Source organism: uncultured Mycobacterium sp. (assembly GCF_964249325.1).
In the GTDB taxonomy this organism is placed as follows: domain Bacteria; phylum Actinomycetota; class Actinomycetes; order Mycobacteriales; family Mycobacteriaceae; genus Mycobacterium.
Genome location: NZ_CAXUCH010000129.1, coordinates 1 through 11,809 on the forward strand (window position 1 = coordinate 1; position 11,809 = coordinate 11,809).

The 11,809-nt window shown below is 67.2% G+C and carries 11 protein-coding genes; 3 read left to right on the plus strand and 8 right to left on the minus strand.

Going from position 1 to position 11,809, the window contains the following annotated elements:
- Window positions 1-607, minus strand: a 607-nt coding sequence (locus ACFE99_RS15955; RefSeq protein WP_375486937.1) for a DNA polymerase III subunit delta', incomplete at its 3' end; no start/stop codon positions are given.
- 94 nt (window positions 608-701) lie between these two features.
- Here ACFE99_RS15955 and ACFE99_RS15960 point away from each other — a divergent pair.
- Entirely contained in the window at window positions 702-2,303 is a 1,602-nt protein-coding gene (locus ACFE99_RS15960; protein ID WP_375486939.1) for an adenylate/guanylate cyclase domain-containing protein, read from the plus strand.
- A 23-nt stretch (window positions 2,304-2,326) separates the two neighbouring features.
- Here ACFE99_RS15960 and ACFE99_RS15965 read toward each other — a convergent pair whose 3' ends face one another.
- The 4 genes from ACFE99_RS15965 to cspA form a co-directional block, all read right to left on the minus strand.
- Window positions 2,327-2,983 (minus strand): ANTAR domain-containing protein, encoded by a 657-nt coding sequence (locus tag ACFE99_RS15965; protein ID WP_375486941.1) that lies wholly within the window; start codon window positions 2,981-2,983, stop codon window positions 2,327-2,329.
- A gap of 23 nt (window positions 2,984-3,006) precedes the next feature.
- Window positions 3,007-5,784 carry a type I DNA topoisomerase gene (gene topA, locus ACFE99_RS15970; protein WP_375486943.1) on the minus strand — a complete coding sequence of 926 codons (2,778 nt, stop codon included), beginning with the start codon at window positions 5,782-5,784 and terminating at the stop codon, window positions 3,007-3,009.
- Between the two features lie 214 nt (window positions 5,785-5,998).
- Window positions 5,999-6,577: a hypothetical protein gene (locus ACFE99_RS15975; protein WP_375486945.1), complete on the minus strand. Its 579-nt coding sequence runs from the start codon at window positions 6,575-6,577 to the stop codon at window positions 5,999-6,001.
- 209 nt (window positions 6,578-6,786) lie between these two features.
- Complete coding sequence (gene cspA, locus ACFE99_RS15980; protein WP_083088599.1) at window positions 6,787-6,990, minus strand: cold shock protein CspA; 204 nt, start codon at window positions 6,988-6,990, stop codon at window positions 6,787-6,789.
- Window positions 6,991-7,272: 282 nt separating this feature from the next.
- On the opposite strand from cspA, the gene ACFE99_RS15985 reads away from it, so the two are divergent.
- Both ACFE99_RS15985 and ACFE99_RS15990 read left to right on the plus strand, forming a co-directional pair.
- Window positions 7,273-9,642 (plus strand): DEAD/DEAH box helicase, encoded by a 2,370-nt coding sequence (locus tag ACFE99_RS15985; protein ID WP_375486948.1) that lies wholly within the window; start codon window positions 7,273-7,275, stop codon window positions 9,640-9,642.
- A gap of 232 nt (window positions 9,643-9,874) precedes the next feature.
- The gene (locus ACFE99_RS15990) at window positions 9,875-10,909 is read left to right on the plus strand and encodes a PAS domain-containing protein (RefSeq protein ID WP_375486950.1); all 1,035 of its coding nucleotides are present in this window, start codon (window positions 9,875-9,877) and stop codon (window positions 10,907-10,909) included.
- Between the two features lie 17 nt (window positions 10,910-10,926).
- Here the strand turns inward: ACFE99_RS15990 and ACFE99_RS15995 are convergent, their stop codons facing one another.
- Genes ACFE99_RS15995 through ACFE99_RS16005 form a run of 3 tightly spaced genes read right to left on the minus strand, consistent with a single transcriptional unit; the run spans window position 10,927 to window position 11,784 of the window.
- Entirely contained in the window at window positions 10,927-11,241 is a 315-nt protein-coding gene (locus tag ACFE99_RS15995) for an Rv3654c family TadE-like protein (RefSeq protein WP_375486952.1), read from the minus strand.
- A 16-nt stretch (window positions 11,242-11,257) separates the two neighbouring features.
- Window positions 11,258-11,548, minus strand: coding sequence for a TadE family type IV pilus minor pilin (locus tag ACFE99_RS16000; RefSeq protein ID WP_375486954.1), 291 nt, complete (start codon window positions 11,546-11,548; stop codon window positions 11,258-11,260).
- A 35-nt stretch (window positions 11,549-11,583) separates the two neighbouring features.
- Window positions 11,584-11,784, minus strand: a complete 201-nt coding sequence (locus ACFE99_RS16005) for a DUF4244 domain-containing protein (protein ID WP_375486956.1) — start codon at window positions 11,782-11,784, stop codon at window positions 11,584-11,586.
- Window positions 11,785-11,809 lie beyond the last annotated feature (25 nt).

The following is an 11,809-nucleotide window of genomic DNA, read 5'->3' on the forward strand; positions in this document are numbered from 1 at the left end:
ACCCCGCCCATGTCGCCGTGTCGGCGTCCAGCCCGTCGCCGTCCACCAGCACCTGCGCGATCGCCTCGGCCGACGGGGTTACCAGCGCGACATGACGGCACCGGGACCGCAGCGTGATCGCGATGTCCTCGGGGTCCACCGACGGCGCGCACAGCAGAAACACCGTCGACGGCGGCGGTTCTTCGACCACCTTGAGCAGCGCGTTGGCCGCCCCTTCGGTCAGCCGGTCGGCGTCTTCGATCAGCACGATCTGCCAGCGCCCGGTGCTGGGGCGCCGCGAGGCGATCTGCACGATGGCCCGCATCTCGTCCACGCCGATCGACAGGCCTTCGGGGATCACCCGTCGAACGTCGGCGTGGGTGCCGGCCATCGTCGTCGTGCACGCGCGGCACTCTGCGCAGCCCGGAACACCGTCGGACGTGCACTGCAGCGCCGCCGCGAAACACAGCGCCGCCACCGAGCGCCCCGAACCGGGCGGACCGGTGATAAGCCAGGCATGCGACATGGCCGCCTTGTGAGCCGAATCACCGCGGGCCGCCTGCGCGGCGGCCACCAGCTCGGCTTCCACGGCCTGCTGGCCCACCAACCGCGCAAAAACCCCTGGCATCACCGGCAACAGTACTGGTCACCGCCGACACAACCCGCGGCGCAACGTGCATTTTGGTTGCCGCTAAGTCCCCGCTGCCCGATACGGTTGGTCCGTGAGCACCGCATGGGCACAGCGCGGGCGGATCAGCGCGTTCCTCCGCTGGCTGGTGCGCACGCCGTGGCCGCTGCTCACGCTGAGCATGCTGCAGGCCGACATTATCGGGGCGCTGCTCGTGCTCGGCTTTCTCCGTTACGGCCTGCCGCCCGAGGACCGTATCGAGCTGCAAGATCTGCCCCGGGCCAATTTGTTGCTTTTCGCGATCACGCTGGTCGTGCTGGTCGCTGCCGGGTTTTCGGTGAGTGTGCGGCTCCTGGTGCCGGTATTCCGGTGGCAGCGCCGCGACGGGCTGCTCGCCGACACCGACCCGGCCGCCACCGAGCTGGCCCGCAGCAGGGCGCTGCGGATGCCGTTCTACCGCGTGCTGATCAGCATGTGCTACTGGTGCGTGGGCGGTGTGGTGTTCATCGTCGCCAGTTGGCGGAAGACCAGCCACCTGGCACCGGTAGCGGGCGTCGCCGTCGCCCTGGGCGCCACCGCGACCGCCATCATCGGTTACCTGCAGGCCGAGCGGGTACTGCGGCCGGTCGCGGTGGCCGCATTGCGCGGCGGCGTGCCGGAGAACGTACGGGCACCCGGCGTCATCCTGCGCCAATTGCTGACCTGGGCGTTGTCGACCGGCGTGCCGCTGCTGGCCATCGTGTTGGCCGTCGTGGCCGACAAAGCGTCGTTTCTGCACGGGCCACCCGAAAAGCTGCTTAACCCGATCCTGCTGATGGCCCTGCTCGCCTTGTTCATCGGGCTGGCCAGCACCCTGCTGGTGGCCATGTCGATCGCCGATCCGCTGCGCCAGCTGCGCTGGGCCCTCGGCGAGGTGCAACGCGGGAACTACAACGCGCACATGCAGATCTACGACGCCAGCGAACTGGGCCTGCTGCAGGCCGGGTTCAACGACATGGTGCGCGACCTGGCCGAGCGGCAACGCTTGCGTGACCTGTTCGGCCGCTACGTCGGCGAAGACGTCGCCCGGCGCGCCTTGGAGCGCGGTACCGAGCTGGGCGGCCAGGAACGCGACGTCGCCGTGCTGTTCGTCGACATGGTCGGCTCGACTCATCTCGCCGCGACCCGCCCGCCCAGCGAAGTCGTCAACCTGCTCAACGAGTTCTTCCGGGTGGTCGTGGAAACCGTCGGCCGCCACGGCGGGTTCGTCAACAAATTCCAGGGCGATGCCGCGCTGGCGATCTTCGGCGCACCCATCGAGCACCCCGACGCTTCCGGCGGGGCGCTAGCTGCGGCCCGGGAACTGCACGACGCGCTGTTGCCAGTGCTGGGTTCGCTGGAATTCGGCATCGGGGTGTCGGCCGGCCGAGCCATCGCCGGCCACATCGGTGCGCAGGCCCGATTCGAATACACGGTGATCGGCGACCCGGTCAACGAGGCAGCCCGGCTCACCGAGCTGGCCAAGCTCGAGGAGGGTCACGTGCTGGCGTCGGCGATCGCCGTCAGCGGTGCGCTGGACGCCGAAGCCTTGTGCTGGGATGTCGGCGAGGTGGTCGAGTTGCGTGGGCGCACGGCGCCCACTCAGCTAGCCCGGCCGCTGAATCTTGCTGCGCCCGAAGAGGTTTCCAGTGAGGAAAGGTCGCTGCATAGCCGGTAGCCGGCTCAGCAGACCACTTTCGGTCAGGCCGGCCACTGCTGTTGCCGAGGCGGTGGCGCGGCGCCCGGCTGTCCGTCCGCATCGAAGCGCTGGCGCAGCTGGTCGCGCAGTGCCGTGATGGTGGCGTAGCTGGCTTCTGCCGTTGCCTCGGAGACGACGCCGGCCAGTCCGCTCACGATATGGGCGCCCAGCTCACGCAACTTGACGTTGGTCTCCTGGGACAGCCTTTTCAGGACACCGAACGCCTGGTCGGAGTTGAGGTTGAAGTCCTGCATGAGCATGCCCTTGGCCTCTTCGATCACCCGCAGGCTCTCCAGCTGCTGCTCGCGCTGGACGAGTTGTTCACGCAACTGCGCGATCTCGCGCAACTGCCCGACGTCCTCGCTGCCGGCGCTGGAGGGCAGTCCCGCTGCCACGGTGGGATAGACCGCGATGTCGTAGCTCAGCCCACCGGTGCGCAGCGAACGCAGCGCCCCTCCCCGGGCGACGATGCGCACCTCGACGGCATTGGTGGTGTCATCGTGAATTGCCGCGCGTATGTCGACACCGGCCGTGGTGACCAGGCCGATCTCGGTGACGTCGAGGACCATCAACTCTGGCCGGCGGCTGACCAGCAGCTCGGCAACCGCAGCCGACAGTTGCGGGGCAGTGGTCTCGTCGAGGTCACCAGCGACGTGCACCCAAACGGCAAAGCCGAAGCGAGCTATCGCTTGCCCGCCTTCTTCGCCGGGACCTTGCGGGTGGTCCGCTTGACTGTCCGCTTGACCGGCCCGCGGGCCCGCCGGTCGGCGAGCAGCTCGGCGGCGCGCTCGTCGGTGAGCGACAACACGTCATCGCCCTTGCGCAAGCTGGCGTTGGTCTCCCCGTCGGTGACATACGGCCCGAACCGACCCTCCTTGACCACCATCTGCCGACCCGAGGCCGGGTCGGTTCCGAGTTCACGCAGCGGCGGCGCCGAAGCGCTTTGGCGGCCACGGCGTTTGGGTTCGGCGTAGATTTTCAGCGCTTCGCCGAGCGTGATGGTGAAAATCTGATCTTCCGTCCCCAGCGAGCGAGAGTCGTTGCCGCGCTTGAGGTATGGACCGTAGCGGCCATTCTGTGCGGTGATCTCCTCGCCCGTCTGGGGGTCGACGCCGACAACCCGCGGCAGGGACAGCAGTTTCAGCGCATCCTCGAGGGTGACGGTCTGCAAATCCATGCTGCGCAGCAGCGAACCGGTACGCGGTTTGGGACGGGTAGGCTTCTTGCCCTTCTTGGCCGGAGCACCGTCGTCGTCGGGCTCCTCGGGCAGGATCTCGGTGACATACGGCCCGTACCGGCCCTCCTTGGCGACGATCTCATGACCCGTCTCCGGGTCGACACCAAGCACCCGGCCCTCTTGCGGGGTCGCGAACAGTTCCTCGGCCTTCTCTAGGGTCAGCTCGTCTGGGGTGAGCGTGCCGTTGAGGTTGGCCCGCTGCGGGGTGAGCTCGCCGTCCTCACCGACCACCATGCGCTCCAGGTAGGGCCCGTTCTTACCCACCCGCACATAGACCGGACGGCCTTGCGCATCGTCAAACAGCTTGATGGAGTTGACTTCGCGGGCGTCGATGCCTTCCAGGTTGACGCCGACGAGCTTCTTCAACCCGCCGGAACGCGCTACCGACTCCGGCACGCCGTGGTCGCCGCCGAAGTAGAAGTTGGAAAGCCAGGCGGTGCGGTGCTCGTGGCCGGCAGCGATCTCGTCGAGTTCGTCTTCCATCGCCGCGGTGAAGTCGTAGTCGACGAGCCGGCTGAAGTGCTGTTCCAGCAGACCTGTGACGGCGAACGCCACCCACGACGGGACCAGCGCGCTGCCTTTCTTGTGCACGTAGCCGCGGTCCTGGATGGTCTTGATGATCGAGGAATACGTCGACGGGCGCCCGATGCCCAGCTCTTCGAGCGCTCGGACCAGCGACGCCTCGGTGTAGCGCGGCGGCGGGTTGGTCGCGTGCTGATCCGGGGTCACCTCGGTGGCGTCGAGCCGCTGCCCTTCGCTGAGGTGCGGCAGGCGCCGCTCGGCGTCGTCGGCCTCACCGCCGGCCAGCTCGTCGACCGTTTCCACGTAGGCCTTCAAGAACCCGGGGAAGGTGATGGTGCGCCCGCTCGCCGAGAACACCACCTGCCGATCACCGGACTCACCGGTGATCCGCAGGCTCAGCGTTGTGCCGCGCGCGTCGGCCATCTGGGACGCCACCGTGCGCTGCCAGATCAGCTCGTAAAGCCGGAACTCATCATCAGCGACGCCGTCGCGACGCACCGCGTCCGGTGTGGCGAATGTCTCACCGGCGGGGCGTATGGCCTCGTGCGCCTCCTGGGCGTTTTTGACCTTGCGGGTGTACTGCCGCGGCGACGGGGAAACGTACTCCTCGCCGTAGAGCTGGCGCGCCTGGGTGCGGGCAGCGTTGATTGCCGACTCCGACAGCGTCGTCGAGTCGGTACGCATATAAGTGATGTAGCCGTTCTCGTAGAGCCGCTGCGCGACGCTCATCGTCCGTTCTGCGGAGAATCGCAGCTTGCGGCCCGCCTCCTGCTGCAGCGTCGAGGTCATAAACGGCGGATACGGCTTGCGGGTGTAGGGCTTCTCCTCCGCCGACGCCACAGTCAGCTGCCCGCCGCGTAAGCCCTCGGCGATCCCGCCGGCGCTGGCCTGGTCCAGCACCACTACCTCGTCTGGTTTGCGCAAGGCGCCCGAAGAGTCGAAATCGCGGCCGGTGGCCACGCGCAAGCCGTCCACGCTGCTGAGCCGAGCGTTGAAGGTGGGCGGGGTGGCGCTGGGGTCAGAGACGCTGGCGTCCAGCTCGGCGACGACATCCCAGTATTCGGCGCTGCGGAACGCCATCCGCTCGCGTTCGCGCTGCACGATGATGCGGGTGGCCACCGACTGCACCCGGCCCGCCGACAGCTTGGGGGCGACTTTCTTCCACAGCACTGGGCTAACCTCGTAGCCGTACAGCCGGTCCAGGATGCGGCGGGTCTCTTGGGCGTCGACCAGGTCGTTGTCCAGGTCGCGGGGATGTTCGGCGGCCGCGCGGATAGCCGGTTCGGTGATCTCGTGAAACACCATCCGTTTGACCGGTATGCGCGGCTTGAGCGTCTCGAGCAGGTGCCAGGCGATGGCTTCGCCCTCGCGGTCGCCGTCCGTGGCCAGATACAGCTCGTCGGCGTCTTTGAGCCGGGCCTTGAGCTCGTTGACGGTGCTCTTCTTGTCTGGGCTGATGATGTAGAGCGGTTCGAAGTCGGCGTCTACGTTGACGCCGAGCCGGGCCCACGGCTCGGATTTGTACTTTGCGGGCACGTCCGCGGCGGCGCGCGGCAGGTCGCGGATATGACCCCGTGAGGACTCGACGATGTAGTCGGAGCCCAGGTAGCCGGCTAGTTTGCGCGCTTTGGTGGGCGACTCGACGATGACGAGTCGCCGCGCGCTGCCATTTCTGCCGTTGCTGCGGCCACCGTTAGCCAACTGTGGTTACGCTCCATCTCTGTTCCTAGTCCTGCGGGATCGAGCAGCCGGCCACCGTTGAAACCTGTCCCTCAATCCTTAGGACAACTGACAATGTGGCACCCGCAGCCAGCCGACGCAAACCGACTCCCCGGCGCTGGTGCTTTGGCTTACCCGTATACCCCTTCTGCCCGGCTCCTCCTCAGACCGCTGGGCGGCCCCCCACGTCGCCGGGCTAAATGCGAGGCCACTGCGACAACGCCTGGGGATCGTCGGGCGGTTCCCCGACGTTTTCTACGAGGCGCGACAGCCGCCGCCGGCCACTGATCCGCAACGCCGGCCGGCTACCGCGGGTGCCGATCAGCGTCGGCGCGATGCCGACCCGCATCAGCGCTGACGCAAGTGGCGAATGGGTGTCGGGCGCGTGTGGGTCCAGGCCCAGCACGTAGCGGTCGGCCTCCGGGCTGCCGGCCGCCAGCGTCCATGCCCGCAGCTCCCGGGGCCCCGGCAACCACGATGGTGGCACGGTCTTGACCGCGCCCCGGGTCCAGTCAGCAGCAAGGGCCCGCAGGCGCGGGTCGACGGCTGTCCGCACCAGGGGGGTGTCCTCCTCGGTGCGGGTGATTTCCGGCGCCAAACCGACTTCGTCGATCATCTCGGCCAGCGCCACGGCACGCCAGTACTCGTCGACCACGACCGACAGCCGGGCACCAGAGCCGACGACCACGACCTGACCAGGAGCCGCCAGCACTCCGGTGAGGTCGGCGACCGCGGGCGGCACCGACTCCGCCGAGAAGAAGGACAGCTGGCTCACGTCACCGACAGTAAGCCGCGCCCGGCGACGACGAGCGCCGGGACACGGCGCGAGAAGGAGCCGGGCCATCGAGCTGCCGCAGTGCGCCTTCGCCGCAACAGCGCGATGCGTCGCAGGTCAATGCCGGGCCGACGATCGCCCGGGCAGCGAGAAACCCCCGGCTAGGTCCGGTAAGCGGACTTGGCCGGGGGTCTGCGAGAGACTTTCCCTTAGATGGAGCGGACGCCGGTGGCTTGCGGCCCCTTGGGGCTTTGGCCGACCTCGAATTCGACTCGCTGATTCTCCTCAAGCGTCCGGAAGCCCGTTCCCTGGATTTCCGTGTAGTGGACGAACACGTCGGCCGAACCGTCCTCGGGGGCGATGAAGCCGAATCCTTTCTCCGCGTTGAACCACTTCACAGTTCCCTGTGGCATTTCTTGATCTTTCCTTCTCTTCTTGGGTGCGGTGCACCGTTTTTCGGTGCCCGGGCCTGCTGTGACCGCCATACCTCTCGGAGTCGCTCGGAACTTCACCCGACCTACACCCTCGCAGGAACCGCGGCCGCAACGTCGATCCTGCGAATGTTTGACACGTACACAGAAGCTGCGACCGCCAACAGTCAACCATGTTCGTCGCTCCAGCGACAGCTTCTGTTGATCAATTCGCCCAACCGGGTGGTGAACAATGCTGTTGAGACGTAGTCGGAGGAGGAACACGTGACGTTCGGCAGCGAACTGCTCGCCGCCGTAGTCGCCGGCGTCGAGCCGGGCGAGCAGCCGCTGCGCCATGTCGCCGAGCTACCACCGCAGAGTGGCCAGCCGCACAGCTGGCCGACCTGGGCGCAGCCGGAGGTGATTCGCGCGTTCAACGCTCGCGGCATCAGCTTGCCGTGGACGCACCAGTATCGCGCCGCGGAATTGGCGCATGCGGGCCGTCACGTGGTGGTCAGCACCGGCACCGCCTCCGGCAAATCGCTGGCCTATCAGCTTCCCGTCCTCAGCGCCCTGCTGAGCGACCCACGAGCCCGGGTGCTGTACCTGTCGCCGACGAAAGCGCTCGGCCACGACCAGCTGCGTACGGCGCATGCATTGACCGGAGCGATTCCGCGATTGGGTGACGTCGCGCCCACCGCCTACGACGGCGACAGTCCCGCGGAGGTGCGCCGCTTCGCGCGGGAGCGCTCCCGGTGGCTGTTTTCCAATCCCGACATGGTTCATCTGTCGATATTGCGCAACCATGCCCGCTGGGCGGTGTTCCTGCGCGGGCTGCGGTTCGTGGTGGTTGACGAATGCCATTACTACCGCGGCATTTTCGGTTCGAACGTGGCGATGGTGCTGCGCCGCCTGCTGCGGCTGTGTGCGCGCTACTCTGCTCATTCCGAATCCACGCCGACCTTTGTCTTCGCCAGCGCGACGACGGCTTCGCCTGGCGCGACGGCCGCCGAACTCATCGGTCAACCGGTCGAGGAGATCACCGTCGACGGCTCCCCACAGGGTGCACGCACGGTCGCATTGTGGGAGCCCGCCTTGCGCGCCGATTTAACCGGTGAGAACGGCGCCCCGGTGCGCCGCTCCGCCGGTGCTGAGGCGGCGCGGCTCATGGCTGACCTTGTCGCCGAAGGGGCGCGGACCCTGACGTTCGTGCGGTCGCGCCGCGGGGCGGAGTTGACCGCGCTGGCCGCCCGATCCCGGCTGGCTGACATCGCACCGGAGTTGGCCGAGAAAGTGGCGTCCTACCGGGCGGGTTATCTCGCCGAGGACCGTAGCGCCCTCGAACAGGCGCTGGCCGAAGGCCAGTTACGCGGCATGGCCACCACCAACGCGCTGGAGTTGGGCATCGATATCGCGGGCCTGGACGCGGTGGTGCTCGCCGGCTTCCCGGGCACGGTCGCCTCCTTCTGGCAGCAGGCGGGACGGTCCGGACGGCGCGGACAGGGCGCCCTGATCGTGCTGGTAGCCCGCGATGATCCGCTGGACACCTACCTGGTGCACCACCCGTCGGCGCTGCTGGACAAGCCAATCGAACGGGCGGTGATCGACCCAGCCAACCCGTATATTCTCAGCTCCCAATTACTCTGCGCCGCCACAGAAATGCCCCTTGAGGAAAGCGAAGTCCGCGCTTTCGGCGCCGGAGCGGTGGCTAACAAGCTGGTCGACGACGCAATGCTGCGCCACCGCTACGGCAAGTACTTCCCCTCGCCGGGGCTGGATCCGCACGCCGCGGTCGACATCCGGGGGCCCACAGACGGCCAGGTCGTCATCGTCGAGGCGGACACCGGGCGGCTGCTGGGCACCGCCGGTGCCAGCCAGGCCCCGGCCTCGGTGCATCCAGGAGCGGTATACCTGCATCAGGGCGACAGTTATGTCGTCGATTCGCTTGACATCGAGGGCGGGATCGCGTTCGTCCACGCCGAGGATCCGGGATACGCCACGTTCGCGCGGGAAGTCACCGACATCGCGGTCACCGGCCAGGGTGAGCGCATGGCTTTCGGGCCGGTCACGCTCGGCTTGGTGCCGGTGACCGTCACCAACCAGGTCGTCGGTTACCTGCGCCGCCGACTCAACGGGGAAGTCATCGACTTCATCGAGCTTGATATGCCGGCCCACACCCTGCCCACGACCGCGGTCATGTATACGGTCACCCCAGAGGCATTGGCGCACAACGGTATCGATGCGCCGCGAATCCCCGGCGCGTTACACGCAGCCGAGCACGCAGCGATTGGGCTGCTCCCGCTGGTGGCCAGCTGCGACCGGGGCGACATCGGCGGGCTGTCTGCCGCAGTCGGTCCCGACCCGCTGGCTGGGCTGCCCAGTGTTTTTGTGTACGACGGCTATCCGGGCGGGGCCGGGTTCGCCGAACGTGGATTTCACCAGGCGAGCACCTGGCTGAGCGCGACCGCCGCGGCTATCGAATCGTGTGAGTGCCCCACCGGCTGCCCGTCATGTGTGCAGTCGCCGAAATGTGGCAGCGGCAACCAACCGCTGGACAAAGCGGGTGCGATCCGCGTGTTGCGGTTGGTGGTCGCCGCGTTGACTCGCGATGACGACCGACCCCTCGACGGTCGACATCCACGGGTATGGCGGTAGCCGTGAGCAAACGCTTTGGTCACTGGTTGCGGACATGCCGAACATGCGACGCCGCGCGACGAACGGTCGGACAACGCGATCCGTTCCCAATCCCGACGGCTCGGGTGCAGCAGGAACGTACCCTTCCGCCACGATATGCGCAAGTCATTGGCCGAATTCGGCGCTCGGAAAGTCGTTGGACTGGCGTCAATAATGCGCGATACGGGCGTGTAACAGCGGTACAGTCGTCGATATGGCCAGGGACTGGCTACTCGTTGAGACACTGGGCAACCAACCGGCCGTCGTCGCGCAGGGATCACTTCTGAGAAACCTGGTGCCGATTACCGCCTTCTTGCGGCGCAATCCCCATCTCGCCGCGATCCGCACAGCGATCGCCGAATCAGTGCAAAGCGGCGAGCGCCTGGCCAGTATCACGCCCAAGAGCAACTGGGTGATCCGCACCGAACCGATAGTGATGTCCGATGGCCGCGTGCATGGTGTGCATGTCTGGAGTGGCCCTGCCGACGCCGAACCACCCGAGCGGCCGATCCCCGGCCCGTTGAAATGGGACCTCACTCTGGGCGTGGCCACAGACACCCGTGAGTCGCTGATCAACAATGGCAAGAACCCCGACGTCGAACCCACGCATGGCCGGACATTCGCGGAGAATTGGCCGTCGCGCGATCTCAAACCCAACGAAGGCAAGGTTCTCGCGCTGGCGGTCAAGGCAAAAGCGGGCCAGACGTTGTGCAACGTCTGGGAAGGCACCGATTGGCAGGGCAAGCCGATCAGGGTGGGCTTCGTCGCCCGCAATGCGCTGGAAGCCGGAGCTGACGGCCGCGACCACCTGATCGCTCGGGGCATGAACTGGCGTGCCGCCCCGGAAAGCGGCGAAGAGTCCGGCGACCACCTCGCGCAGCAGATCTTGCACGGGTTAGCACAGCCCGGCGTTCATCGCGCCTTATTCGACTTGAAGAACTGGACTTTGCTCAAATGGCTCGACGAGCCGTGCCCGTTCTACGATTGGCGCAGCACGGCCAGCTCGCCGCGGGTGCATCCCGACGACGAGCAGGTAATGACTTCGATGACAACAGAATTCGCTCGCGGTGCCACCGCGCGGGTGTTGCGTCTGCCGGGGCGTGGCGGCAGCTGGGTACCTGTACATGTGACCGTCAACCGCGTTGAAATCGAGGAGAAGACGTTTGCCGGGCTGATCTCGCTGCGAATACCGACCGACCGTGAGTTGGCCGAAGCGGGGCTATCCCGCTACGGCACCCGCAGCAGCTGACGGCACTGATCCGCGTTTCATCCCGGCGTGGCGACGGGCCCGGCCCGCGCCGCGGCGCGGGCCCTGCCGCCTCTGCCCACAGCCACCTCGACGGTGACGACGACATCCATACCCTGAACACTGCACTGGCTTTCGTCGGACCGCATCTTTCGGGCCAGCAGGCTGGCCCGCCCGCATGCAGCCTCGGCTCCGGCCGGCAGCTGGGCGGCTGCACCAAGCGCGGCCAAATCGGCCGCTGCCTGCGCGCGGTGGCGCGCCACCACGGCCGAGCCGAGGTATACCCCGCCGCCGGTAATGCACAGCAAGACAGCGATCATCGCCGCGGCCAGCACGGTCGCGGAACCGTCCTCAGCGCGGCGCCTCCGCCGCCGAAATCCCTTCTGCCCCAATGGCCAAGGCGGGCAGCAGTTTCGATCGTGCGGTGACAGTCGCGACCACGAACTCGCCGTCTCGGCGCACCTGGACCAGCGCTGCGTGTGGTGCGATGCGGTGGGCGACATCGACCGCGGCCCGCTCGTCACCGCGGGCGGCCAGTCGGGCGGCCTCCCGGGCGGCGTCGATGCAACGCACTTGCATCGAGACCGCGGTGAGGCCGGCAGCGCAGAGCACCAGAACCGCGACCAGCGTGGCGATCGCCAAAGCCGCTTCGACGGTGCTCGCGCCGACATCGTCGACTAGACCTTGGTGTTCAGCGCGCGGGCGATGATGTTGCTCAACGCGCCGACGATGGAATCGCCGGTGACCACCGTGTAGAGGATCGCGCCGAAGGCTGCGGCCGCGACCGTGCCGATTGCGTATTCGACTGTGGACATGCCCGACTCGTCGACCGCCAGCAGTGTTATCCGTGCTCGCAGTACGCGAAACATATTGATCATCAGTTCTTTCCCTTTCTTTGATGAA